The sequence below is a fragment of the Sphingomonas albertensis genome (assembly GCF_014358075.1).
Lineage (GTDB): Bacteria > Pseudomonadota > Alphaproteobacteria > Sphingomonadales > Sphingomonadaceae > Sphingomonas > Sphingomonas albertensis.
The window spans coordinates 12,315-37,733 of sequence record NZ_JACONT010000001.1; the positions used below are offsets into that span (position 1 = coordinate 12,315).

23 protein-coding genes are annotated in these 25,419 nt (G+C 64.3%); 9 read left to right on the forward strand and 14 right to left on the reverse strand.

Features of this window, described 5'->3' with window-relative positions:
* Window positions 1-16 precede the first annotated feature (16 nt).
* The 5 genes from H8S47_RS00080 (at window position 17) to H8S47_RS00100 (ending at window position 4,445) form a co-directional block, all read left to right on the forward strand.
* Window positions 17-1,108 (forward strand): catalase family protein, encoded by a 1,092-nt coding sequence (locus tag H8S47_RS00080; RefSeq protein ID WP_214654853.1) that lies wholly within the window; start codon window positions 17-19, stop codon window positions 1,106-1,108.
* A 76-nt stretch (window positions 1,109-1,184) separates the two neighbouring features.
* Entirely contained in the window at window positions 1,185-2,270 is a 1,086-nt protein-coding gene (locus H8S47_RS00085; protein ID WP_187501904.1) for a catalase family protein, read from the forward strand.
* Between the two features lie 37 nt (window positions 2,271-2,307).
* Complete coding sequence (locus H8S47_RS00090) at window positions 2,308-2,877, forward strand: type 1 glutamine amidotransferase domain-containing protein (RefSeq protein WP_187501905.1); 570 nt, start codon at window positions 2,308-2,310, stop codon at window positions 2,875-2,877.
* A complete protein-coding gene (gene budC, locus H8S47_RS00095) occupies window positions 2,877-3,638 on the forward strand; it encodes a meso-2,3-butanediol dehydrogenase (protein ID WP_187502105.1) in 762 nt (253 codons plus the stop codon). The genes H8S47_RS00090 and budC overlap by 1 nt, the downstream gene beginning before the upstream one ends.
* A 96-nt stretch (window positions 3,639-3,734) precedes the next feature.
* Window positions 3,735-4,445 (forward strand): SDR family NAD(P)-dependent oxidoreductase, encoded by a 711-nt coding sequence (locus tag H8S47_RS00100; RefSeq protein WP_187501906.1) that lies wholly within the window; start codon window positions 3,735-3,737, stop codon window positions 4,443-4,445.
* 74 nt (window positions 4,446-4,519) lie between these two features.
* Here H8S47_RS00100 and H8S47_RS00105 read toward each other — a convergent pair whose 3' ends face one another.
* The 5 genes from H8S47_RS00105 to H8S47_RS00125 form a co-directional block, all read right to left on the reverse strand.
* Window positions 4,520-6,610, reverse strand: a complete 2,091-nt coding sequence (locus H8S47_RS00105; protein ID WP_187501907.1) for an epoxide hydrolase family protein — start codon at window positions 6,608-6,610, stop codon at window positions 4,520-4,522.
* A gap of 327 nt (window positions 6,611-6,937) precedes the next feature.
* On the reverse strand, window positions 6,938-7,504 hold the full coding sequence (locus H8S47_RS00110; protein WP_187501908.1) for a hypothetical protein: 567 nt from the start codon (window positions 7,502-7,504) through the stop codon (window positions 6,938-6,940).
* Between the two features lie 224 nt (window positions 7,505-7,728).
* On the reverse strand, window positions 7,729-8,163 hold the full coding sequence (locus tag H8S47_RS00115) for a hypothetical protein (protein WP_187501909.1): 435 nt from the start codon (window positions 8,161-8,163) through the stop codon (window positions 7,729-7,731).
* 188 nt (window positions 8,164-8,351) lie between these two features.
* On the reverse strand, window positions 8,352-8,957 hold the full coding sequence (locus H8S47_RS00120; RefSeq protein ID WP_187501910.1) for a hypothetical protein: 606 nt from the start codon (window positions 8,955-8,957) through the stop codon (window positions 8,352-8,354).
* A 238-nt stretch (window positions 8,958-9,195) separates the two neighbouring features.
* On the reverse strand, window positions 9,196-10,764 hold the full coding sequence (locus tag H8S47_RS00125; protein ID WP_214654854.1) for a bifunctional AfsR/SARP family transcriptional regulator/alpha/beta hydrolase: 1,569 nt from the start codon (window positions 10,762-10,764) through the stop codon (window positions 9,196-9,198).
* A gap of 286 nt (window positions 10,765-11,050) precedes the next feature.
* Here H8S47_RS00125 and H8S47_RS00130 point away from each other — a divergent pair, with 286 nt between their 5' ends.
* Window positions 11,051-11,854, forward strand: a complete 804-nt coding sequence (locus tag H8S47_RS00130) for a helix-turn-helix transcriptional regulator (RefSeq protein WP_187501911.1) — start codon at window positions 11,051-11,053, stop codon at window positions 11,852-11,854.
* Between the two features lie 32 nt (window positions 11,855-11,886).
* Here the strand turns inward: H8S47_RS00130 and H8S47_RS00135 are convergent, their stop codons facing one another.
* Window positions 11,887-13,191: a cytochrome P450 gene (locus H8S47_RS00135; protein WP_235982507.1), complete on the reverse strand. Its 1,305-nt coding sequence runs from the start codon at window positions 13,189-13,191 to the stop codon at window positions 11,887-11,889.
* 101 nt (window positions 13,192-13,292) lie between these two features.
* A complete protein-coding gene (locus H8S47_RS00140) occupies window positions 13,293-13,781 on the reverse strand; it encodes a cupin domain-containing protein (RefSeq protein WP_187501912.1) in 489 nt (162 codons plus the stop codon).
* Between the two features lie 304 nt (window positions 13,782-14,085).
* On the opposite strand from H8S47_RS00140, the gene H8S47_RS00145 reads away from it, so the two are divergent.
* On the forward strand, window positions 14,086-15,780 hold the full coding sequence (locus H8S47_RS00145; RefSeq protein WP_187501913.1) for a GMC family oxidoreductase: 1,695 nt from the start codon (window positions 14,086-14,088) through the stop codon (window positions 15,778-15,780).
* A gap of 63 nt (window positions 15,781-15,843) precedes the next feature.
* Here the strand turns inward: H8S47_RS00145 and glsA are convergent, their stop codons facing one another.
* The 3 genes from glsA to H8S47_RS00155 form a co-directional block, all read right to left on the reverse strand.
* Window positions 15,844-17,448: a glutaminase A gene (gene glsA, locus H8S47_RS00150; RefSeq protein ID WP_187502108.1), complete on the reverse strand. Its 1,605-nt coding sequence runs from the start codon at window positions 17,446-17,448 to the stop codon at window positions 15,844-15,846.
* A gap of 210 nt (window positions 17,449-17,658) precedes the next feature.
* The gene (locus tag H8S47_RS18975; RefSeq protein WP_268932938.1) at window positions 17,659-17,790 is read right to left on the reverse strand and encodes a hypothetical protein; all 132 of its coding nucleotides are present in this window, start codon (window positions 17,788-17,790) and stop codon (window positions 17,659-17,661) included.
* 274 nt (window positions 17,791-18,064) lie between these two features.
* The gene (locus H8S47_RS00155) at window positions 18,065-19,486 is read right to left on the reverse strand and encodes an 8'-apo-carotenoid 13,14-cleaving dioxygenase (RefSeq protein ID WP_459565428.1); all 1,422 of its coding nucleotides are present in this window, start codon (window positions 19,484-19,486) and stop codon (window positions 18,065-18,067) included.
* A 56-nt stretch (window positions 19,487-19,542) separates the two neighbouring features.
* On the opposite strand from H8S47_RS00155, the gene H8S47_RS00160 reads away from it, so the two are divergent.
* Both H8S47_RS00160 and H8S47_RS00165 read left to right on the forward strand, forming a co-directional pair.
* Complete coding sequence (locus H8S47_RS00160) at window positions 19,543-20,097, forward strand: TetR/AcrR family transcriptional regulator (protein WP_235982509.1); 555 nt, start codon at window positions 19,543-19,545, stop codon at window positions 20,095-20,097.
* A gap of 3 nt (window positions 20,098-20,100) precedes the next feature.
* Window positions 20,101-20,655 carry a cupin domain-containing protein gene (locus tag H8S47_RS00165; protein ID WP_328805366.1) on the forward strand — a complete coding sequence of 185 codons (555 nt, stop codon included), beginning with the start codon at window positions 20,101-20,103 and terminating at the stop codon, window positions 20,653-20,655.
* 212 nt (window positions 20,656-20,867) lie between these two features.
* Here the strand turns inward: H8S47_RS00165 and H8S47_RS00170 are convergent, their stop codons facing one another.
* The 4 genes from H8S47_RS00170 to H8S47_RS00185 form a co-directional block, all read right to left on the reverse strand.
* The gene (locus H8S47_RS00170) at window positions 20,868-21,119 is read right to left on the reverse strand and encodes a glutaminase (protein ID WP_187501915.1); all 252 of its coding nucleotides are present in this window, start codon (window positions 21,117-21,119) and stop codon (window positions 20,868-20,870) included.
* A gap of 325 nt (window positions 21,120-21,444) precedes the next feature.
* The gene (locus tag H8S47_RS00175) at window positions 21,445-22,578 is read right to left on the reverse strand and encodes a PepSY-associated TM helix domain-containing protein (RefSeq protein ID WP_187501916.1); all 1,134 of its coding nucleotides are present in this window, start codon (window positions 22,576-22,578) and stop codon (window positions 21,445-21,447) included.
* A 2-nt stretch (window positions 22,579-22,580) separates the two neighbouring features.
* Window positions 22,581-24,794: a TonB-dependent receptor gene (locus H8S47_RS00180; RefSeq protein WP_187501917.1), complete on the reverse strand. Its 2,214-nt coding sequence runs from the start codon at window positions 24,792-24,794 to the stop codon at window positions 22,581-22,583.
* 86 nt (window positions 24,795-24,880) lie between these two features.
* Window positions 24,881-25,291, reverse strand: coding sequence for a DUF2946 family protein (locus tag H8S47_RS00185; RefSeq protein ID WP_187501918.1), 411 nt, complete (start codon window positions 25,289-25,291; stop codon window positions 24,881-24,883).
* Window positions 25,292-25,419: the final 128 nt, after the last annotated feature.

Sequence of the window (25,419 nt, forward strand, 5' to 3'; positions counted from 1 at the left end):
ACCACAAGGATTTCCCATGTTGAAGAACCCGATCCGCTACAGCCCCGACGTCGAGACGATCGGTCCCGACGAGCAGGAGACGATCGACGGTCTCAACAAGACGTTCAGCTACATTGTCGAAAAGACGCACGAGGACCTCGGCCACGCGCAGCGTGGCGTCCATGCCAAGAGTCATGCCCTGCTCGAAGGCGAGATGGTGGTGCACGACGACCTCGCCGACGAACAGGCGCAGGGCATTTTCGAGCGCGGGCGTCGCTACCCGGTCATCATCCGGATGTCGGCGATCCCCGGGGATCCGATCCGCGACAGCGTGTCCCTGCCACGCGGCTTCTCGATCAAGATTATCGGCGTCGACGGCGAGCGGCTGCCGGGCGCCGAGGATGAAGTGACGCAAGATTTCCTGATGGCTTCGGGGGTCGCCTTCTCGAACCCGACGCCGGTCGGGTTCCTGCGCAACACCAAGCTGCTCGCTGCGACGACCAACCGCGTGGAATGGGCGAAGGCGGCGCTGTCGAAGGTCTTGCGCCCGATCGAGCAGGCGCTCGAAGCGGTCGGCGGCGAGAGTGCTTTGCTGAAGGGCTTCGGTGGCTATCCGGATACCAATCCGATCGGCGACCGCTATGGCACGCAGGCGGCGCTCCGCTTCGGCGACTATATCGCCAAGTTCGACATTGTGCCGGAATCGCCCAACTTTCGCGCGCTGACCGACCAGAAGCTCGACGAGAGCAAGAGCCCCGACTCGATCCGCGAAGAACTGATGGCGATCTTCGCGGACGAGGGTGGTGCCTGGACGCTGCGCGCGCAACTCTGCCGTGACCTCGAGGAGAACCCGATCGAGGACGCCGCGACGCCGTGGCCGGAGCAGGGCAATCCCTACATCCCGGTCGCGACCATCACGGTGAAGCCGCAGAAGAGCTGGTCCAAGGAGCGCGTCGCCGTGCTCAACGAACAGACTGCATTCCGCCCGTGGCACGGCGTCGAAGCGCATCGCCCGCTCGGGTCGGTCATGCGCGCACGCCGCGCCGTGTATCCCGTCATCCAGGATCTGCGGAGCGAGTTGAACGGCTGCCCGATGCACGAGCCGCGGTCGCTGCCTGCGCTCGACTGACCGGGTCTGCACGGAACCGTACCGAAACGTCGAGGGGCATTCGGGTGTTAACATCCTGATCCAACAGGAGCTTCCCATGCCCTATCTACCCTATCGTGACGACATCGAGACGCCTGAGCCCGGCGAGCAGGAGAGCATCGACGGTATCATCAAGGGGATGACGCAGGAGAGCGAGACGGTCGAGAAGCGCGACGGCCATGCGGTGCGCGCCAGTCATGCCAAGAGCACGGCTTGCGTCATCGGCAAGTTGGTCGTCGCCGCGGATTTGCCGCCCGAACTGGCGCAGGGGCTGTTCGCGAACCCAGGGACGTTCGACGTCGCGGTCCGCTTTGCACAGGGGCCGGGCGAGAAGCTCGGAGACCGGGTCTCGACGCACCGCGGAATGGCTATCAAGGTCTTCGGGGTCGAAGGCGCCAAGCTGTCTGGTCACGACGCGCCGACGCAGGACTTCGTACTGGCGAGCGGCACGACGTTCCCGGCCGGCACCGCCGCCGGGTTTCTAGCGCAGGCGAAGAAGATCGGCATGACCGTGCCGATGCCCGAAGGTGTCAAAAGCGCGGCCGCATCGATCGCGCGCAACATCAACAGGGTCTTGAACGCGGTCGGTGCCGAACCGAGGCCGACGCTGGACTTTTACGGCCATCCGTTCAGCCACCCGCTCGTCGAGAGCTATTTCAGCCAGTGCCCCATCCGCTACGGCGATCATGTCGCGAAACTCGGCGTGTTTCCGGTCGCGCCTGAGCAGCGTGCGCTCGATGATTGGCGGCTCGATCCGCATGAGGATGAGGATGGCTTCCGTCACGCCGCGACCGCGTATTTCGACGGCAACGACGCGGTGTTCGAACTGCGCGCGCAACTCTGGGCCGATGCCGAGACGCAGCCGATCGAAGATACGTCGGTCGACTGGCCGACGCGGGTCAGCGAATACCGCACGATCGCGACGATCCGTCTGCCGCGGCAGGCCGCCTATGGCCCGGATCGCGTCCGCTATTTCGACGAGGTGATGACGTTCCGGCCGGCGCACGCGCTCGAAGCGCACCGCCCGCTCGGCGGCGTGATGCGCGCACGCATGCAGGTGTACCGCGCGCTCAGCGATTTCCGCCACCGCGAGACCGGCATCGCCGCCGCGAACACCGCGGCCATCGCCGATATTCCGGCCTGATACCGCACACGCTTATTCAGATTTCGAAAGGACGATAATGAAGCTCCAAGGCAAGACAATCGCAATTCTGATTTCACCACGCGGCACGGAGGAGCCCGAGTTCGCGCAGCCCAAGGCCGCCGTCGAACAGGCGGGCGGTGCTGTGACCGTCATCAGCCTCAAAACCGGCGACGCGGAGACGTTCAACAACGACCTTGATCCCGGCAAGACGTTCGCCATCGACAAGGCGATCGAGGACGTGTCGGCGGCCGACTTCGATGGCTTGGTAATTCCGGGCGGGTGCGTCGGCGCGGACACGCTGCGGTCGTCGGACAAGGTCGTGGCGTTCGTCCGCGATTTCTTCGCCGCCGGTAAGCCGGTCGCCGCGATCTGCCATGCGCCATGGACGTTGATCGAGGCCGATCAGGTACGCGGTCGTAAGCTCACCTCGTACCCGACGCTCGCCACCGACATCCGTAATGCCGGCGGGACCTGGGTCGATCAGGAGGTGGTCGTCGACCAGGGCCTCGTCACCAGCCGCACCCCGGATGACTTGCCTGCGTTCTGTGCAAAGCTCGTCGAGGAGTTCTGCGAGGGCAGGCACGAGGCGCAGGCGGAGAACGCATGATGGCGCGCTTTGCCGGCAAGGTGGTCGTGATTACCGGTGCCGCCTCGGGCATTGGTGAAGGTGCTGCTCGCCGTTTCGCCGAGGAAGGCGCGACGCTGGTGCTGGGCGACATCGACAAGGGCGCGCTCGACCGGTTGGCGGGCGAACTGGGCGGCACCGTCGAGACGCGGGAAACCGACGTCACCGACCGCGCCGCGTGCGAGGCGCTGGTCGAGGCGGCGATCGACCGGTTCGGTCGGATCGACGTGCTCGTCAACGACGCCGGCGTCGACCATCTGGGCAAGCTGGACGAGGGCGACTTTTCCGAATTCACCAAGGTGATCGAGACGGACCTGTACGGCGTCGTCCACATGAGCCGCGCGGCGATCGCGCATCTGCGCGCGTCGAAGGGCTGCATCATCAACGTGTCGTCGGTGTCGGGGCTCGGCGGCGACTGGAACCACAGCTTCTACTGCGCGGCCAAGGGTGCGGTCAGCAACTTCACGCGAGCGCTGGCGATGGACGAGGCGAGGAACGGCGTTCGCGTCAACGCGGTCAACCCGTCGCTGACCTATATCGCGCTGACCGCGGGAATGAGGGAACAGCCCGACCTGATCGCCAAGTTCGAGGAGCGAATCCCGATCGGGCGTGGTGCCGAGCCCGCCGACATCGCCGGTGCAATCGCGTTCCTGGCGAGCGACGACGCGCGCTTCGTGACGGGCGTCAACCTGCCGGTCGACGGCGGACTGACCGCGTCCAACGGCCAACCCCCGCTGTCCTGACATCGCGAGAGCGCAGCAACCCGCTTTCGGTCCTTTTCGGAGTCCATTCGGCAATGACGACCCCCGTTACCCTCCGCGCGCAGATCGGCGCCGTCGATGTCTGACGCGCTCAAGGTCGCTATCGTCACCGGTGCCTCGCAAGGCTTGGGTGAGGGGATTGCAGATGCGTATCGCGCGCGCGGCTGGCGTGTCGTCGGCGTGTCGCGATCGATCGCACCTTCGCAGGCTGACGATTGGGTCACCGTTGCGGGCGACGTCGCGGATCCCGAAACCGCGAGGCGCACCGTGATGGCCGCGCGCGAGCGGTTCGGGCGTGTCGATACGCTCGTCAACAATGCCGGCGTCTTCATCGGTGAGCGTTTTACTGGTTACACGGCCGAGCAGTACCGCCAGATCACGCAGACGAACCTCGATGGCTTCTTCCACATGACGCAGGCAGTGCTGCCGCTGATGGTCGAGCAGGGCAGTGGCCATATCCTTCAGATCGTCACGACGTTGGCGGAGCACGCCAATGTCGAATTCCCGTCGGTGCTCGCGTCGTTGACGAAGGGCGGGCTCGCTGCGGCGACGCGCAGCCTGGCGATCGAATATGCGGCCTGCGGCGTACGCGTCAACGCGGTGTCGCCCGGCATCACCGAAACGCCGATGCACCCTCCCGAAACGCGCGCCGGGCTCGGAGCGTTTCACCCGCTCGGTCGGATGGGCACGGTCGCGGACGTGGTCGGCGCGGTGCTGTACCTCGAGGATGCCAGTTTCGTGACCGGCGAAATACTCCACGTCGACGGTGGACAAGTCGCCGGTCACTGACGCGCAAGACAGGTACGCGTCGTTATATCTCTGAGTGGGTCAGCGGGCGCCGAGTCCCCTGACCCCCCTTGGCGCTACTGCAAGACGTGTTCGGCGCATCGGCGGACGGACGCAGCGCTGGCCTGCGGGTGCGCGACCGGGAGCATATGCCCTCCGTCGGTCATCTCCAGCGTCGCGCCTGGAATTGCGGCTACTGCCCGGTCGCCGTCGATCGAGGGGGCGATCACTTGGTCGTCACGGCCATAGAGCAACGCGACCGGGATCGTCAGGTCGGCATAACGGCTGACGATTGCGGCAAGGTCGACGTCTGCGCTGGCCAGTTCGACCAGCGCGGCGTTGACCGCAACCGGGCGATCGCCGAGCCCACCGCCGCCGCGCGTGGCGAAATCGGCCGGAACAGCATCGGGCGCGAAGATCTTGCCCCAGCGCAGGCCATACGCCGCACGGCTGATCGGCGTGCCGAGCAGATTGGCAAAGAGCGCGCGCCCGCCAGGGTTGCTTTCGATCGCGTTTGCCACCGAGGCGGGCATCGATCCAGGCGGCTGCGTCATCGGTGCCAGCAGCGCGAGGCCGGCGACCGTCCCAGGATGGTGCGCGGCCACGCCGAGGGCGACCGCACCGCCCAGCGAATGACCGACGAGCAGCGGCGGACGATCGAGCGCGAGCGTGTCGATGAGGCCTGCGATGATCGCCGACTGGCCGAGGATACCGGGCTGTTCGCCGGTCGGTACCGAATAGCCCGAGCCGGGCCGGTCGACCAGAATGACGCGATACGTGTCGGCCAGCGCATCGGCGACGCCGTAGGAGAAGTTGCGCAGTTGCGCGCCCAGCCCGTGGATCAGGACGATCGGCGGTCCCGCTCCGCGATCGACATAGTGGATCCGTGCACCTGTGACGTCGATGAAACGGCCGTCGGCGGGCACGTCCTGCTCGATCCGCTTGGTCGTCGCGCGGGTGTAGACCGCAGCCGCTGCCAGCGCCGCAGCGATGATCCCAGCCGAGCGAAGTGCGATCGAGCGTTTCGGGGCGTCGTCGGAAACCGATCTGGACGCGAAGAAACGGCGCATGTCGGCGAGCAGCAATTCGGGTTGCTCGAGCGCGGCAAAGTGGCCGCCCGCGGGCATCTCGGTCCACTGGACGATGTCATAGGTCTTTTGCGCCTGCGAGCGCGGCGGCGGCGGGAAGACCGGGTCGGGGAACACCGCGACTCCGGTCGGTACGGTGATCCGCGTTCCCGCGGGAAAAGTGCCCGAATCCTCCAGCACGCGGCCACGGTACATCCAGGTCGACGTCACGAACGATCCCTCGACCAGATACAGCATGATGTTGGTAAGGAGCAGGTCCTCGTCGAACGCCTGCCACAGGTCGGGGCGGCCGTGTGCGTCGCGTGGCACGTCGGTCCATGCGCCGAACTTCTCCAGGATCCACGCCGCGACGCCGACCGGGCTGTCCGACATCGCCACGCCTAGCGTCTGCGGGCGCGTGCCCTGTTCCTGCGAATAGCCAGTTTCTTCCTTGGCAAGCTTGGCGCGTTTCGCGGCCCAGGCGACCTCATCGGGCTTTTTAGGCACCGCGTCCTTGGCCTGGAGCAGCACCATGTTCACATGGAGTCCGGCGATCGCATCGGGATGCGCGTGCGCCATCCAGCCACCGATCGCGGCACCCCAGTCGCCGCCCTGCACGAGATAGCGTCGCGTGCCGAACAGCTCGACCATCAGGCCGTGCATGAGCTCTGCGGTCTGCTTCGGTCCGATCGGAGACACGGGGCGGCCCGAAAACGCGTAGCCGGGCAGCGAGGGGACGACGACGTCGTGACCGTCGGCGACGAGCGGCGCGATCAGCGCCTCGAATTCGAGGAACGACCCCGGCCAGCCGTGCAGCAGCAGCAGCGGGGGACGTGAGCCATCGCCCCGCGCATGAATGAAGTGGAGGCTCTGCCCCTGCACGTCGGCCGTAAACTGCGGCAGCATATTGAGCCGCCGCTCCTGCGCGCGCCAGTCGTAGTCCGCCAGCCAATAGTCTACGAGCCGCTTGAGATCGGCGAGGCCGACGCCTGACTGCCAGCCCCCCGCGTCCGGCATAAGGCTCCAGTCGAACGCCTCGACCTTTGCGCGGATGGCAGCGAGGCGGTCGTCGAGTACCGCTATGAAGAAGGGTTCTGCCATGTGTCGATCCTGCCGATGGGGGTAAATCTTGCTTCCCCGATTGAAAGCCTAGCGTCGAACGCGCGAAGGTCGCCGAAAGGCGCTTCGAGGCGAGATGAACGAGCGGCTGCTTTTGGGAAGCAGGTACGGCAATTTGGACGTCTGGAATTGGGTCTGGCCGGCAGCCGTAGGGCAGGGGGCCGCTCGCCCAAACGCGGACGTTGAAGCTCGTGATCTGGACTCCCGATAACGGCCATTCGTTAGGCGCGATCTTTCCTGTCACTATGGGTTAAAAACTTGGAATGCAGCGCCGATGTGATCTCACTGCCCTATCGGCCTCGGCGCGTGCTAGATTGCAGCAGCTTCGATCCGGCTTTGAAGGTCTTTGATATTCTGCTCCACGGCGTGCTGTATAACTGCATCGCCCAGAGCCCGCGCGGCCTCATATTCCGCCCTCCTAATCTTGAGCACCTCGCTGGCGACATGTTGCCAATCGGCAGCAGGTATGCCGTAGTCGCGGGTAGCTTCTGCTTGTTCGAGAGCGCTGATTCCAATCAGATGGAGGCGAGGCCACTGATCAATCTCGTCGACATACGCATAATCGAAGTTGATTTTAGCAGTTTCGGTCAACGTCACCGTAACGTGATTCCAAGGCCTTGGCAGGAAGATGTCCAGCGTTCTCATTCTCGCGAGATCGACCTTGACTGACTCCTCCACCTTTTCGGGCCTGCTACCAAAGCCGGCATACTGCCCTTGAACACCGTCGCGACGGGTCCACTGACTGACTCCCGCGGTCTGCATCCACTCATGAAATTGCGCCTCGAACCGCATCTCCACAGCATCCGCGGGGAAGATCGACCAAAGCTTTCGACCAATGTCGCCAACGGTTGCTTCGAAATGCTGCGTGTCTGCCATCGGTGTCCCAATCCGTTTGTTAGCATTAATTCGTCAGTCTCAGGCAGCAGGTCCAGTCTCGTTCCAAACTTCGTAATTCGGTGCCGACCAACAGGACGTCTATCGCGCAATCATTTCGGAAAATGCGACGTACCATCTCGGCTATCGCGATCGATTTTCCGTAAGCAGTCCGTCCGCTTTCCTCTCCATTCCGGCCATCCTGATGCAAAATCAAAAGTTTTGCATCAGGCCTGGGCGCTTGGCCGAGGCCGCAAGCGCCCAAGGGGATCTAGGATCTTCACCCGTTGGCCAGGTATTCCCGCATAGTCTGTTGCGGAGCGGTGACCGTCGCGGTCAGTGATCGTCACTGTGAAGTGGCAGTTCAACGCGTCGGACCAAAAGCGGGCCTTTGCTTCTACCACGTTAGCGATTGATCCACCGGCTTTCGAACAGAGGTCAGCGAATGCGGTCTTATAGAGCGCTACCGACTCCACCAGCGAGGTAGACGGTTCACCTTCGATGACAACGCCGTGTAGAAAATCGACCGTGATCGCGCGCTCGTGAGAGCGCTCGGCATCTCCATAAACGTCCATCTCGTAATGGCCGATCATGAGACCGATGCCGCTACCGAGGGAATCGGCGACGTTGTGAACGATGGACCGTAGTTCGGCATGTTTCATAGGGCAGGCTATAATGGCTCAGACCCGTTTCCTATGACTTTCCGCACCCATCTGATGCAAAACTCACGGATTTCGCAACGGCCTCAAGGCGGCCCAATCTGCGGCCTTCCTCGATGCAGAACTCTGATGCTTCCCGAGCAGCACGTCGGTTGCAAAAGGGTTCGTTTTTTGGGAACGCTGAGAAGCTCCTACATTCCCTTCGTGAACCAGCAGTTGACCACGCGACCGTCCTTGGCATCCACGTGGCAACGCCCGGTCCATGTCGTCACTTCGAGCACCGCCTGATCTAACGCTATGATCTGAGAGTAGCCTTTCGCGTCCGACCACTCTTCAATTACCATCGGTGCGCGCCAGGCAAGCCTGCCGTTATGTTCGTACGCTGCGACATTTGAAGCGTTGTCCTCCGCAACAAATCCGTACGGCTCATTGACGACATAGACCCGGCGGCGATCAAAATCAGGTACGATCTCCGATACTTCCGTATTGCCAGTTCGGATGCGCTTCAGAATGTTGGCCGTTGCGGCATCTATCAGTAGCAGACCGTCATCGACGCCTACGAACAGGGTTTCATCCATCAGCACCATAATCCGTGCGTTGAACCACGGCGCACCGGGTACGGACACGTCACCAAGTTCGATGATCTTGGCAAAATCAGCGCGTCTCTGTCGCAAGCCGAGGCGCACCCTGCTGGGAGGACGCGACAGCTTCTTGTCGTGGATCTCCTCATAGCTGAGAGCGTCAAATGTCAGATCGGCGACATAATCGACATTTTCCTCTCTATAGACGTAGCGCATTGCCGTCCTTTCCCTTGTCATGCGCAATGCACCGATGGTTCGCTACTAGCACCTATGCCAGCGAAACCTGAGATTCTCGAAACAACATCCTTTTTGAAAAATTCGGCTTGCCGTCAGGCAGAGGGCAATGCGTGCAGCATGAGGCTCGCCTCGAGATGAACGAAGGGCCGAAGTTGGGAAGCGGAGACTACCCCGCGAACGTCAGGAACTGGGTCGTCGGCGCCGGCGCTCACGAACCTTACTTTGCCAGAAATTGGCGCACATGCGCGACGAAAGCGTCCGACGCGGGCTCGCGCCCCAGCAACAGATGATTGTCGCTGTCGAGCGTCACGAATTCTGCGCCCGGGATTCGCGCGGCGAGTTCGCCGCCCTGGCAGAGCGGGATTCGTCTATCGCCACGGGCGTGCATGACGAGCGTCGGGGCCCGCACATCGCCGAGAATGTTGCGAACATCGATATCGGCGAAGACCTCGAGATAGCGCGCGGCATTCTCGGGGGTGACCGTCTGACACTGGAATGCGTTGAACCATTCGAGTTCTTCGGGCGTGGCACTCGGCATGAAGGTCGCGGTGACCATCTGGCGATAACCCGCGTCGGTGCGACCCCAGCCTTGCCGGACCAGCGTTATGATCGCTTCGCGCTCCGCCGTTTCGTCCGGCGTGGCATCGATCCGCCAGCCCGCGGCATAGCCTCCCCACAGGATCAGGTGGCTCACGCGGTCGGGATGGCGCACGGCATAGGCAATCGCGACCGCACAGCCCTGGGACAGGCCGAGCAACGGGAAACGGTCGATCCCGGCAGCGTCGACGACTGTTTCCAGATCCTGGACGAACGCCTCGAAGCTGATGTCGGATGCTGCCCCGTCCGACATGCCGTTGCCACGCTCGTCATAGCGCACGAACGTGTTATCGCGCGCCAGCTCGCGGAACATCGGTGCCCAGATCGGCGCATCCCAATCGAGCTCGAGATGGTTGAGCCAGTTGGCCGCCTTCACAAGGGGCGGCCCCTGTCCGACGCAGCCATAGGCGAGGCGAACCCCGTCAGCCGCCTCGCAGAACCGGATCTTCTGCCGCTGCAGCAATGTCGGCGTCGCCTCTTGGGTCAATGCGGCATCGCTCGGTGGCGGGCTCGCGATCGCCGGAGCGGCGAGGCCGGCTGCGACCATCGTCGCCGCAAAACGTTGCCCCACCATCGCCGCGTCGGCGCTGCGGCCCAGTTGCGACAGGGTGGCATGAAGTTCCTCGGCGGCGGCGCCGTTGAAGCAATCGACGTCGAACCATTCGCGCGCCCATGGCAGCCGGTCTTCCGGTACCAGTGGCGCCGTCTTCACATACCGCGCGAGAAGCAGGCGCCGGAGACGATCGGCCGCCTCCCGCTGCGCGGCCAGCCAGATGGTGAAGCGGTCTAGTCTCGGGAGATCGAGCCCTGCCAGAAACGGCTCGCGCAGCGCGACGAGCGCCTCGACCATGTCAGCGGCGGCAGCGGTGTCCGCATCCAGCGCGCGCGATGCCCGCTGCAGATCGGTTTCGAGTTCATCCTGTCGCAGGGCGACCGTCTCGCGGTCCGCGACGAGTGAGGGCCGATCGACGTCGATCACCGCGCGCAATTTGCTCAGCGACCAGCGCAACGCGCCCCGGGGATCGTCCGGACCATCATCCCATAAGAGATCGCACAGATGCTCGCGGCGGTGCGGCCGATCCTCGACAATCAGATAGGCGAGCAACGCCCTGGTCTTGCGCGAGGGCGGCAGTTTCGCCGTCGTGGCAGCGGACACGACGGTAAGCGGACCGAGGAGGGTGATCGCCAAGCGGGGGGCGGTCGGAAAGGTGGCGGGCTTGCCGGTTACGCTCGGTTTGGGGGGCGCGACGGTACGAAAGGCAGCGGCGCCATGGCCCCGCATCTGCCGGGTGGCAAACGGTGGGTTCGTCTCTCGAGCTGCGACACGGCTTGTCATGATGCGATCCTCATCCTATGTTTACAATGTTCACATTGAAGAAGGTCACAACGGTGCCCAACATGAGCATTCTAGCCGATAAATCGATGTACCGATGCGCGAACCCCGCGTCCGTGCCCGCACTCCGTTGCAGCACAGAATGACCCGGCCACTTGCGTTGCGCGAGGATACCGGAGCACGCGGCATGGTTTCGCGGCGGCAATTCGCCAAGCAGACGCTCGTCTATTTCCCCGACGCGAGCCGGGTGGTTCATGGCAGCGACGATCACCCGAACCAGCGTTATGACGTGCCCCAGGGCACCGTCGTCATCGCTTTGCGGCACGAACCGGAAACGATCGAGTTGATCGAGAACACCACGATGGTGACGCTCGAACTCCAGGATGATCTGCTGGGTGACATGGCGCAGACGGTGCTGGGGCGGGTCGACACCGCATTGGTAGCATCCTCCGGTATCGTCGACACCCGCCTGACCGCCCTGTTCGAGACGCTTCGCACCGAGCATCGTGCCGGGTATCCTACGGGTCAGGCTTTTGCCGAAGCCATCGAACGATCGATCGTTGCATTCTTGCTGACGCACCATGCGAGCGAGGCGGCCCCCGCCGCCGTAGCCAAAGGGGGGCTTGCGCCGTTCCAGGCCCGGCGGGTGGTGGAGTATATCGACGACAGGCTGTCGGAAACCATCACGATCCGCGATCTTGCGGTGACCTGCCAGCTCAGCATTTCCCATTTTGCCCGTAGCTTCGCCGTTACTTTCAACGAAACGCCGCATCGCTATCTCATGCGTCGGCGCCTGCTCCGCGCGAAGGATCTGCTGCGCGGGGCCGACACGTCTCTGCTCGATGTCGCGCAGCTGACCGGGTTCCAGACCCAACAGCATTTCAGCCGGGTGTTCGCCCATGCCACCGGGACGACGCCGGGGACGTTCCGGCGGGCGAACGGCTGATCCGGGACGCTCGGTGATATCCGCGGCGCGAGTCATGACCGCGCCGGTATGCGAACCGGCAGGCTCTGATAGCCCCGGATGAAGCTCGACGGCACCCGCGCCGGCGCGCCCACCACCTCGATCAGCGGCCAACGGGCGAGAATCTCTTCCCACAGGATGCGGAGCTGCATCTCGGCCAAGCGGCTTCCCATGCAGACATGGATTCCCGAGCCATAGGCCAGATGCTGGTTCGGTTTGACCCGATCGATGAGGAACGAATCCGGCTGTTCGATCGCGCGTTCGTCGCGGTTGCCCGAGACGTACCACAGGATGACGCGGTCACCCTTGCGGATCTGCTCGCCGCCAAACATGATATCGCTGCGCGCGGTACGGCGCATGTGCGCGAGCGGAGTCTGATAGCGGATGATTTCGGGCACCATCGTGCCGATCAGGCCGGGATCGTGCCGAAGTTTTCGATATTGTGCAGGATTGTCGTTCAGGAACAGTAGTCCGCCGGTGATCGAGTTGCGCGTCGTGTCGTTGCCACCAACAATCAGGAGCATCAGGTTGCCGAGATAGGTCATCGGCGACATCCCCTGCGTCGCGGGATTATGCGCCAGCATCGAAATCAGATCGTGTCGCGGCGGCAGCGCGATCCGGGTCTTCCAGAGGTCCGTGAAATAGCCGAGGCACTGCAGCAATACCGCCTGCCGCTCCGCCGGCGAAGGACCGCCAGCCTGCTCGTCGACTGCAACCGCCATGTCGGACCACGCCGACAGCTTCGACCGATCGGCGAACGGAATGTCGAGCATGATCGCCAGCATCTGGATCGCGACCTCGCGCGACACTTGGTCGACCCAGTCGAAAGTCTCGCCGATCGGCAGCGCGTCGAGGATGCGCGTGACACATTCGCGCAGGCGGACTTCGAGAAGGTCGAGGTTCTTGCGCGCGAACATCGGCGCGACGGCCCCGCGCTGGACGGCGTGTCCCGGCGGGTCCATCGCGATGAACATCGGCGTGGTGAACCCCGGCGGCTGATCCCTGATCGTGATCCCGCCGAACAGCGCGTCCGACGAAAAGACGGCAGGGTTGGCTTCCACCGCCCTGATGTCGGCATAGCGCGTGATCGACCAGAACGCCCCGAACCGGCCATTCGGACAATAATGGACCGGTGCCTCGTCTCTCAATCGTTTGAAATAGGGCGCCTGGGTGTCGTTCAGATACAGATCCGTTTCCGACATATCGATCGCGGCGAGCGGCATTGCGTAGGCGGTGGATCTGGCGTCCGCGCTAGCGTTGTCAAACGCTTCGAGACCGGGGAGCGACGACGATGCCGTCGTGCGTGGGTGCTGGGTCAAAGGCTTTCCTTATTCGGATCGCGCCACGCGTGCGTCGGGATGCACATGACGATCGAACGTCCAGTCATTGGCGCTGGGTGAGTGGCGTATGTGGGGCCGTGTCAGCCGGCTGGCGGCGACAGCATCTCGATGCCGTATTTCTGCGTCAGCCGATCGATCCGCTCCATATCGTCGATGGACGGACGAATTTCCGCATCGGGCGACGGCGTGCCGTTGAGCGACACCGCCGCTTCGGCGATGAAGGCGGCAAATTCGCCCGGGGTCGCGATCAGCAGCGAACGCATCGCGCCCGGACCGGGATTGCGGAGCCGATGCGGCACGCCGCGCGGCGCGAAGTAGCTGTCGCCTTCGCCCAGAAGACCCGTCTCCTCGCCGATGGTCACCTCGAGTGTCCCCTCGAGGATGGTCATGGACTTGTCATCGCGGTGATGGACATGCAGCCCACCGTCGCCATGCGCCGGCATGATGCCCTCGACCAGCGCAAATTGTCCGCTGGTCTGTGCGGGCGACAGCAGGATACGCATGCCGACGCCAAAGAAGAGATAGTGCGGCGCCGCTGCCGTCGTGGAGAAAAATCCGTGATCAGCCATCGTTTGTTCCTTTTCGATGACCGTCTTCTTAGGCGTCGCGAGGAACCGGGTTTGCCGATTGCCGCCATGCTTTGTCTATTCCGGCTTATTTGTACCGAATGGCGCCCACGCGCCGCACTCAGTGCTCGTTTCGACCCAATCGGTCAAAAAAACCACGGTTTCGACCACGGTCGTTTCGCCGCGTCGGGCGGACACAGGCAACCAGAGCCGTCCATCCGGGCGAGCCGATCAAAGGATGCCGATGTGACAATTTTTCTCTTGGGTCACGCCGCCGCCGCGGCGACGTCATTGCAGGGTCGCCGCCATGACGCATGACGAAACCCTGTCTCCAGCCTTCGCCGCCGGAGTCGTCGCGAACCAGGCGGAGCGGCGCGCGGCCGGCCTTCGCGAATTCGATTACATCGTGTGCGGCGCAGGATCGTCGGGCTCGGTCGTCGCGCGGCGGCTGGCCGAGAACCCGGCCGTGACGGTGCTTTTGCTCGAAGCGGGCGGCGACGACGTCGCGGCAAGTGTTTCCGATCCGCTGCTCTGGCAGGCCAATCTTGGCGGTGCGCGCGATTGGGGATTTGTCGCGGAGCCGTCCCCGCATCTCAACGGGCGCGCCATGCCATTGTCGATGGGCAAGGGGCTCGGCGGCGGATCGTCGATCAATGCGATGATGTGGTCGCGGGGGCACCAGACCGATTGGGACCATTTCGCGCAGGAAACGGGGGATGCCGGTTGGGGCTATCAATCCGTTCTCGGCATGTATCGCCGGATCGAGGATTGGCAGGGCGCGCCCGACCCGCTTCGTCGTGGACGTGGCGGATTGTTTCCGGTCGAGACCGCCAAGGATCCGCATCCGCTTGCCACCGCGATGCTGCACGGTGCGGCCGATGTCGGTATTCCCACCTTTGCCGATCCCAACGGGGCGATGATGGAGGGCAGCGGTGGTGCCGCGCTTTGCAACGTCGCAATCCGCGGCGGGACGCGGTCATCGATCTTCCGGCGGTACGTCTATCCCGTCATGGCGCAGCCGAACCTGACCGTGCTGACCCACGCACTGGTGACGCGGATCCTGATCGAGCGGTGTCAGGCACGCGGGGTGGAGGTGCTGCTCGACAACCAGCGAATCCAGGTCCGCGCACGCTGCGAGACGATCCTTTCGCTTGGCGCGATCAATACGCCCAAACTGCTGCTGCAGTCGGGGGTCGGCGATGCGGCGCAGTTGAGACGGCATGGCATTGCGCTGGCGGAGCATCTGCCCGGCGTGGGGCAGAACTTTCAGGACCATGTCATGGCAGCGGGATGCGGCTGGGCGAGCCCCGAACCTCTGGTGCCGCGCAACAACCAATGCGAGGCGACCTTCTTCTGGAAGAGCGATGCGCAGCTGGACACCCCCGACATCCAGGCGATCCTGGTCGAACTGCCGGGCGGCGTGCAGGACCCAGGCGCTCCCTTGGCCGAATCCTGGAAACTGCTCCCCGGGCTCGTCCGCCCGAAGAGCCGCGGCACGATTACGCTGACCGGTTGCGATCCGTTGCAGCCCATCCGCATCGAGGCGCAGGCGCTTGCCGACCCGGACGATGTTGCGGCGCTTGTGCGGGGCGTGACGCTATGTCGCGAGATCGCCAACGGTGCCGCGATGGCGCCCTTCAACCGGGGCGAGGTGGCACCGGGCAACCTCACCGGGGCGGCGCTCGAGGCATTTGTGCGGGAGTCGGCGGCGACGGTCTGGCACCAGGCAGGGACCGCGAAGATGGGGCGCGATGCGATGTCGGTCGTCGATGCCGAGTTGCGGGTCTATGGAATTGCGAATCTTAGGATCGCCGACGCCTCGATCATGCCGCGGGTCACCACGGGCAACACGATGGCACCGTGCGTCGTGATCGGCGAACGTCTCGCGATGTTAATGACGGCAACACGGGTAGGCGCGCGCTCTGGGGTGCATGCGCACGATGGGCTGCCCGCCGACGAGGAGCGTTCGCGACCGGTCGAGGACGCTTTGGGCCGCTGTTAGGAACAGGGTTTTGCCGGTGCCGCAGTCAAAGCGCGGCACCGGCATGATCCTGGGGTGAATGGCTCAGCCCTCCAAACTCAACACCTTGGTGCCCCTTCGAGCTTTGCTCGCGCTAACCGCAGATGTCGTGCACGTCTGCAGCAGCGCAATGCTCTCGGCATCCTCGTTGCGCTGCGCGTCGAAGAGCGCCGTGTTTCCCCAGCGATCGCTCAGGTCCCGGTCGGCACCGCGTGACAGCAGATAGCGCAAGACGTCGGCGCGACCTTCGCTGGCGGCGAGATGGAGGGCCGTCCGGCCATCGTAATCCGCCAGATTGACGTCGATCGATCGTGCCATCAGCCGCCGCAATTCGGTGAGATCCCCTTTCGCCGCGGCGGCGCAGAAATAGGTCGCCTGATCGACGATCGTCTCGGCGGAACGTCTCCGCGGGTTCGTCTGTGCCCCGGCATCGGGGCCATCGGCGAAGCTGTCGAAGGTAAAGGTCTTGGTCAGGCGACGCGCGAATTCGACCCCGCGGACCGAATTGCCCAACGCGTCGAGCCGTGGACTCCATAAGGCGATCCCGCAGACGCCCGGTATCGTGAGGAACAGCGCGCCCGAAACCCCAGATTTTGCCGGGAGCCCGACCGTAAAGGCGAATTCGCCGGAAAAGTCGTACAGTCCGCAGGACGCCATCAACGACAGGCAGTTCTTGGTCGTGTCATTGCTAAAGACCCGCTCGCTGGTCAGCGGGCACACTCCGCCATTCGCGAAGGTCGCGGCGACGGTCGCCAGGCCGGGCGCGTCGATCGTGATCGAGCAGCATTGGAAATACAGCTCCAGCGTGGCCTTCAGATCGGTGCCATCGGGGAATGCGCCGTTCTCGCGCATGAAATAGGCGAGTGCAAAATTGCGATCGGCAGTGTCGCGCTCGGACAGGAATACGGCGTTGTCGAAGCCGACGGCACCGGCTCCCGCCAGCGCCCTCCAGGTCTGAAAGACGCTGTCGAAGCGATCGGCCGCCGACAGGCCGGGCGCGATCAGCGATGCGCACATGATCGCGCCTGCATTGATCATCGGATTGTGCGGCAGCCGCGCGGCGTTGAGCGTGATCTCGTTGAACGAATGTCCCGACGGTTCGCGACCGACATGGCGGTGGACCGCGTCGATGCCGAGACGATCGAGCGCGATCGCATAATTGATCGGCTTGCAGGTCGACTGCACGCCGAAGCGCGCGTCTGTATCACCGATCGCGAAGCGCTGACCGTCGACCGTGCAGACTGCCATCGCGAAGCCATCGGCATCCGCCCTGGCAAGTTGCGGGATATAGCTGGCGACGTCGCCTTCCCGACACTCCCGCACGGCGACAAACAGGCGTTCGAGTTCGGCGCAGAACGCGGTGAAGTCCGGGATCACCAGATTGCCCGTAAGGGCGCGGCTGAGCAGCGTCTGATTGGTGCCCGACAACGCCGGGGCAATCGCCTCGAACGGGATCTCGATCGTCTGGGCATATCCCTGCATCAGCGCGCTCAAATACCGCAGACGCGGATCGTCGATCGCCAGGCCGTTCGTGCGCAGCATCTGCTCGATTGCATCCCGCGACCGATCGGCGCCGCCATCGGTCAGGTCCTCGTAGAGTTTGCGCGCGCTGGTGTCTTCTTTGAGGTCGCGGGCGACCGGGGCGATCATAGCCACAGCGGCACGCCGACTGACGATGGGCGTGTGTTTTCGGGTGTTCCGAAAGCGGTCGTTGAAGAGCTCGTCGCGATAAAGGAGAACGGTGCATGGGCCATGATGTGGTTCCAGCTAGATTGATGAATTTACGGGGTGGGCCAGCAGCGAATTGGCTGCTTGCCGGCGGAACGTTCTACGTCTGATGTTAGGAAGGGCCGGCGAGCCCTAGAAGCCATTACCCGCCGAGCGCTCGGCAAGCGTTGTCACGGTGACAATGACGCAGATCGTGGTGCAGAATGCTGCGGCGGCAGTTGCCAGCATCTTTTCGGCAATAGTTGCACTGGGTGGTAAGATCATGAGGTATCCTGTCTTGGTCCGCAGTCCCGGCACCTGATGGCGAGGACGCGCGATACGGTCGGTATTGATTGGATCCATTGGCGTAGCGTCGTTGAAGCCTGCGGGGGATCACCCGTGGAAATCGCGTCGCCAGCCATGGTATTTTGCCGTCGGATTGACCGGCTGGCCTTTGTCGCAGCGTGTCGGACGTATCGACGCCGACCCGGAGCGCCCGCCGCCGGCCGCGGACTCGCGTCGCACGATCCGGCTGGCGGCATGCCCCGACCCGCTTTCGTCAGGCGGGGAACCAGTTTCCGTGGAAGCCCGGTGGTATGCGGTGTGGAATGCGGATGCTGGCAACCGGCACGCCGGCAAAGTCGCGCGCGTCGAGCAGCACGAGGTCGGTCGTTTCCTCGGTCATGTCGACGACCAGCCCGATCAGCCACCCTTCGTCCTCGGCCGCGGTCGGGCTGGCCGGAACGAACACGAACTCGCCGGGATAGCGGTTCCGGCCGAAATCGTGGACGCTCCGCTTGCCCGTATCGAGATCGTGCTTGAGCAGGTAGGTTTCGCCGACCCATCCCGGCACCGTGTCGGGCAGGCCGATCGTGTAGGCGTAGCGATAGGGTTGTCCTGCGCGCCGGTCATCCATCCGGGGAAACTCCTGCGGCGTCGCATCGAGGGTCAGACGCTCGACGGTCCGGGCCTCGGGATCGATCGTCCAGCGTTCGAGACCGCGCCCGGAGCCGTCGGGCCCCTTGATGTGTCGTGCGAACATCGTGTCGTAGACGATCGCGTCCATCACGATGCGTCCGTCGGGAAGGTCGTAGGCGTTGGCCACGTGGAAGATGAAGCATGGCGCGAGGGGGATCCAGATCGTTTCGTCGCCGCGGCCCAGGCGGGGAAGCAATCCGATCCGCGCTTGGTGCGCTGTGTTCCAGCGATAGGGAAAGCGATGCCCCGCCATCATCGTCTCCTGCGAGAAGGTGACCGGCAGGTCGAGGATCACCGCATAGCGTGCGGTAATGGCGCAATCGTGGATCGAGGGCCCGTGCTGCACCGCGACGGGCTCCTGACGAACGACACTGCCATCGTCGGAGACCACAACATGCCGGACGGTCGTCGGGTCGGTCGCGTCATAGGTGATGGCGTGATGCTCGCGCAGTTGCGGATCGAAATGGGGATGGCCGCTAAACCCGTTTTCCAGCGTGCCGCCGAACGCGCTATACTGTTGTCCATCGAGCATATCGGAGAGTTCGACCGGGTAGCTGCCCGCCTCCACCACCGCGAACGTGCGCCCAGCAATCGAGACCACGTTGGTATTGACAGTGGAGAGCGCGCCGTCGCGTTGGCCAGACGCCGCGGGCTGGTCGATGACCGCCGCCACCGCTTCGGAGCGGACCCAGCGATTGCGATACCAAAGCGCTTCGCCGCCCTGCAGCGCGATGCCGTGCACCATCCCGTCGCCGATAAACCAGTGATAGCCGGCCGGATCGGGCTTGGCCGGGTTCGGCCCGATCCGCAGATAGCGCCCGTCGAGGGCGACGGGAATCCGGCCCATGACCGTCAACCGTTCGATCGTGATCTCGTCCGTCATCGGGGCGTGAATGCCCGTTAGGAACGGGTGGACGTCCATGCTCTTCGTGCTGGAGCGCGGGCTACCCGCCTCGCATGGGGGAGTACCGGATATCGTCGCAATGGCGCTTGTCATTATCATATCCTCGGGTAAGTGTTGACGATGTAAACATGGGCGTCAAAGGTAACACTGTCAACATGCAAGAACGAAGCGGGAGCTATCATCATGGGGATCTGCGCGCGGCACTGGTCGAGGCGGGTCTGCGTCTTCTCGCCGAACGGTCCGGCGATGGTCTTGGGTTGCGCGAAGTCGCTCGGGCGGTGGGGGTCAGTGCCACGTCGGTGTATCGCCATTTCCCGGACAAGACGGCGCTCCTGGAGGCACTCGCTGCCGAGGGGCTGGCGCGGCTGGCCGCGGCCCAACGCTCGGCATCCGAAGCAGCAGGTGGCGGGACCGCCGGGTTCAGCGCCAGCGGTACGGCCTATGTCCGGTTCGCCTTGGCAAACCCCGCCTTGTTTCGCATGATCTTCGCCAATCCGGGCGCCCGTACCGCCGCCGAGCGCGACGACGACGCGATCGCCATGCTGCGCGACAATGCGGCGACGCTTGCTGCAGGAAATGGCGGAAACGCCGAAGTCGTCATGCTAAAGGCGTGGGCTCTGGCGCACGGTCTTGCGATGCTGATGCTTGATCAACAGGTTCCGGCGGACGACAAGATCATCGATGACGTCGTCACCGCCGCAGGGCTTTAGCAGGTGGTCGATCCGATCGCGGTCGAGGGACTCTATGCGCCCGTCGTCCACCTTGATCGAGCGGCCAACACCGGTCCGGCGCGCCTCCGCGCGACATCGTCCGCCGGTAGCGATACTATTGCCGAGGTCTGCTATGCCGGTCGAATGCCCTCAACCGAAGCCGCCGAAATCATCGAGACCCTGGCGCTCTCGCCCCATCCGGAAGGTGGCTGGTATCGGGAAACCTATCGACAGCCCTCCACACACGGTGGGCGAGATGCCTCGTCGGCGATCCTGTTCCTGCTGGATAAGGGTGAACGGTCGCATTGGCATCGCGTCGATGCGGTCGAAACATGGTTCTGGCACGCGGGATCGCCGCTGCGATTGACCGTCGATCATGATGAAATGATGCTGGGTGGAAACGTGCTTCTCGATCAGATGCCGCAAGCGATCGTCCCCGCCTTCGCGTGGCAATGCGCTCGCGCCGACCAAGGCTGGGCGTTGGTCAGCTGTGTCGTTACGCCGGCCTTCGAATTCGCTGGATTCGAGTTGGCGGCGCCCGACTGGACATTTTCATGACGCCGCAGGAACCGGGCCCGTGCCGATCATAACGGGGCCCGGCTGAGAATTCGGCAGATCGCCGGGTGCCTGCGACAGACATTTCGGCAACCGCCCGATCCGCTGCCTGACCTCGTTGAAACGGCTTGCCTGGGCACCCGGCACTCCCGTTGCCATGCCCGGTGCGTCTACGGTGATCTAGCAGCACTGGAAATGCTGGTCGAGCGTCGCCTTCAGATCGGTGTCGTCAGGGAAAGCCCGTTTTTGCGCATGAGATAGGCGAGTGCCAAATTGCGATCTGCGGTGTTGCGTTCGGACAGAAGGACGGCGTTGTCGAAGCCTACGGACGCTTGCCCGGCCAGCTTCGCCCAAGCCTGCAGGACGGTGTCGAAACAATCCGCGGCCGACAGGTCGGGGGCAATCAGCGATGCGCACATGATCGCACCCACGGTGATCATCGGATTGTGCGGCATCCCGTGGAACACCTCACAGCGGTATCCTTCGTGCGACCAAATCCCAGCGAGGATCTCGGATTAGCTACCGATTGAGAATCTTCATCTAGGTAGCGGTATGCGACAGGCGGAAACGGGTCAAAATTTACTGGTCTGCTCAAGGTAAGCCCATGTCGAAGGTGCCTGAGGTCACGCAGTGAGGTGTGCGAAAGCTGTTGATTTCCCGAGCGTTCGGCGTGGCAGCATGGAGGTGTACGAACGTCCGAAGTTGGGTCTGGCCGGAAACCGTAAGGCGGCCCGGTTTCGCCCAATTGCAAACGTCGAAGCGCAATGCCTGTCGCTGAAGGCAGCCATTCTTTCACGTATGTCGGGCTGCCCGCCGGCGGAGCCAGTGGAGAATGCCGGTTACGAAAAGCACCGACGGAACGAGCCCGAGCAGGACCGCGAGGACCCTCGTGGTTATACCGCCGATCGTGCCGTCGTGTAGCGTGCGTACCCAGCTCGCTACGGCGGTTCCGGTCCCGGCACGCCGAACATCATGCGTCGCCAGTACCCGGCCCGAAAACTGGTCGATGAAGACAAAGCTGCCGGGGAAGCGCCGATGGGGATCGCCGGGCACCTGAAGCCGTACCCGGATTGCCGCGTCATGCGCGCTCGGCACATCGACGAACACGACGTGACCGTCCGGCAGCGCCCGGTGCGCTGCGTGGAGCGCCTGGACGATCGAGATCTGCGCGGCTCCCCCGTCGCGCGATTTCGGGGCACGCGACTTCGGGGCAGGTATCGCCGCGGGCGCCAGCAGGGCCTGTGTGACCGCAGGCAACGCCAGCAGCACACCGGTCGTGACCAGCACGAAGAGCAGCGTCATGCTCCACAGGCCGGACAGTTTGTGCAGGTCGCGCAAACGCCGGATCGACGCTGCGTCGCGCTTGAAGGCGAGGGCCTTGCGCCAACTCCCGCGCGGCCACCAGGCCAGCATGCCGCTGGCTAGCAGCACCAGCATCGCTACACCCGACCAGCCGACGACCTGACTGCCGAACGCGCCGGCAAGCAGCTGCATGTGGAGCTGATAGAGCCAGCTCATGAGGTAGCCGCCCCACGGTTCGGCACGAACGATGCGCGTGCCATCGCCCGAGAACCAGACCATCATCCGGTCGCCGTGGTGGCCGGGCGCCGGATAATAGCGCGCCGGGATCCCACCGCCTTCGCCCGTTACTTCAAGCGTCCACTTGCCGCCCGTGTCGTGCCAGCGCCCCCGCCCGGTCGCCAGCGCGCGATCCCAAACGCGCGCGTTCAGGTCGGGCGCGGGATCGTTGCGCCCGGCCTGGATCGCAGGATGAAGCGCCGTGTCGATGCCGGTGTAGAAGACCAGCGCCGACCCGGTGAGGCCCAGCACCACGAACAGCAGCCCGACGCTCAACCCCAGCCAGAGATGGACGCGGCGCAAGAGGATACGCGCGCGTGACGCTGCCGATCGGCGATGCCCGGCCATGATCAGAACCGCGTCGCCAACGCGACCTCGAACGACCGCGCTGCGCCGATATAGACGTTGGTGGTGGGGTAGCCGGAATACTCGCCATAAAAGGCGTCCGTCAGGTTCCGCCCGCGCAGCGTCACGATCGCCCGTGGTGCGACCGGGAACGACAGGCTTGCATCCAGCACGGTATGGCCAGCGACGCGGATGGTGTTGGCGGTGTCGGTGTAGAAGGCGCTCGCGCGGCGGAGGAAGCCGCCCAGCGTCACCTTGTCCGCAATGGTGTAGAGCGCCGAGGCGTTGACCGTCGTAGAGGGTATGTTGATCGGGCGGTTGCCGCTCCGATCGATCCGCACCCCGCTCACCAGCTCCGACAGTTCGTCATATTGCGCGTCGGTATAGGAGACGCCGCCCGAGAGGCGCAGTAGCTTTACCGGGGAGAGGACGCCGGACAACTCGACACCCTGCGAGGATTGCCGTCCGCCCTGTACGGCCAAGGCCGGGTTGGTCGGATCGCGGGTCAGGATATCGCGCTGTTCGATCCGGTAGGCGGCACCCGTGACGCTTGCCCGCCCGCCCCAGCCGCTCGCCTTGAACCCGGCCTCGTAGGCGCGGCCCGTGGTCAGTCGGAACCGGCTGTTCGCGATCGAGGCCAGCAGGATCGAGGACACCGGCGATACCGCGGTCGTATATTGCGCATAGAGCGTCAAACCGGACGTCACGTCCCATGTCGTGCCCGCCCGCCACGATATGGGGTTGAAGGTCGGGCTGTTGCGATCGACCGCGCCGCCCACATTCTGGATCGTCGTCCGGTCCAGGTCCATGTGATCCCAGCGTACCCCGCCGACCAGCAGCCACTTGGGGGTCAGGTTCAGCGCGTCTTCCGCAAACACCGAGGTCTGTTTGAGCTTGGAATCGAAGGTGACGTTGCCGGCGGTGAAGATCGCCGTCCCCGTGGGTAGGGGTACGATCGCAGGGTTGCGTACATCGACAGCCGGCAAGGCCGAGGTCGGGGCGGTCTGGCGCAGGCTGACGAAATCCGTGTCGTTATGCTCGACGCCCAAGGTGAAACGGTTGCGCAGGCCCGCGATGACGCTGTCGTTGCCGACGACCCCGCGCGCGTTCCAGAACTGGTGATCGTGGCGGAAATCCTGATAAGTCTGGCGGAAGCTGCCGTTCGGAAACCCCGTGGTCGGCGCGACGAAGGCCTGGCTGTCCGCCAGCAGGAAATCGCGCTTCGCGGTATAGCCGGTCAGGTCGAGCGCGAAGGTCCACCCGCTGCCGATCGACCAGTCGAGCCGCGAGCGCACCGTCGTCTCGTCGGCACCGGAATAGGCCCCCTGCGGATTGTAGTTGCGGCGTCGCAGCGCGCGATCGGCGACCAGGCCGTTGGCGCTCGTCACTGCATCGGTCGGACGCAGGGCGTATTGGCCGGGGATCAGCGGCAGTCCCTGATAGGTCGCGTCGTAGCGGTCCTCGAAATGATCGACCGCGACCAGCAGCGACAGGCGGTCGCTCGGCTTCCATAGCGCGCTCGCGGTCAGACCGGCCGAGAAGGTGTCGTTGTTGTCGACGTCGTAGAGGCTGTCCGAGCGCTGGTAGCTGGCGTCGGCGCGCACCGCGATCGTCGACGACACCGGCAGGTTGACCCCGCCGGCCGCGAACACCGTGTCGAAGCTCCCGACCGACAGGAGCGTGTCGAGATGGCGTTCGCCCAGGACCGGTTTGCGCGTCACCTTGTTGATGACACCGGCCAATGCGCCTTCGCCATAGAGGACGGACGCCGGTCCCTTCAGCACTTCGATCCGGTCGTAGTGCCAGTTGTTGCTGTCACGCTGCACGACGGTCGAAGCGGACACCCGTACCCCGTCCTGAAGGATCGACACGGTATTGCCGGCGAAGCCGCGCATCGAGACGACCGCCGGGTTGCCGGGAACGTTGCCGGCGACGGCGCCCACCACGTCGTTGAAAGTCTCGCGCGCGGTGCGCAGCCCGCGCACCTGTAGATCGTCCTGCGTCAGCACCTCGATGCTCGCCGGCGTCTCGCGGATCGTCAGGCCGAGACGGCTGCCGGCTTGGGCCTGATCGTTCAGCTTGAGCGGATCGCGCTGGCCGGTGACGATGATCGTCGCATCGGTTCGCTCGTCAGCAGTGTCGCGGGTCTGTGCGCTGGCCGGGACGGCCAGCAGCAGGCACGGCGCAGCAACGCTGGCCAGCAAATACGTTCGGATCATGGGATTACCTTCGACCGGCCCGGTGCATGACATGCACCAGGCCGCAATTCATGAAAGCGCCGCGTGCAGCGGCACAGAATGACAGGTCAGAGGTAGGCCGGAGGACCGCGCAAGGGTGGCCGCAGGAACGCCGGCCGGGAGGGGGCTGGCGGAACGGTCGCCGTCAGACCGATGGCCAGGACGAAGGCGATCAGCGCAGCAAGCTGGATCGGATCGACCGGACTCAGAACGGCTGCGGACAGCCCGGAGAACGCACAGGGCATCTCAGCCTTGCCGTGGTCCTTCGACTTGCCGTGATCGGGCATGTCGCCGTGCATTCCTGGCATGTCCATTGCCGCCGCCGCGGGTGCGGTGCCCGCACAGATGGTGATGGCGAAGCGGCCATGATCGGCATCGATCATGTAGCCGGTCGGAACCAGCAGTTTCAGCAGCAGCGTCGCCGCGCAGATCAACACGGTCAGGTGGCGTTGCGCCAGAAGATACCGACCTAGTTGCACGGGAGCCGCCTACCGCGGGCGGCGGGAGGTGTCACTTGGACATTCCGTCATGCTCAGTAATTTCCCGAATGAGCTACCCCTTCGAAGACGGAAGAGCGGCGCAACGCCCGCTATCGTTACCTGCCGCC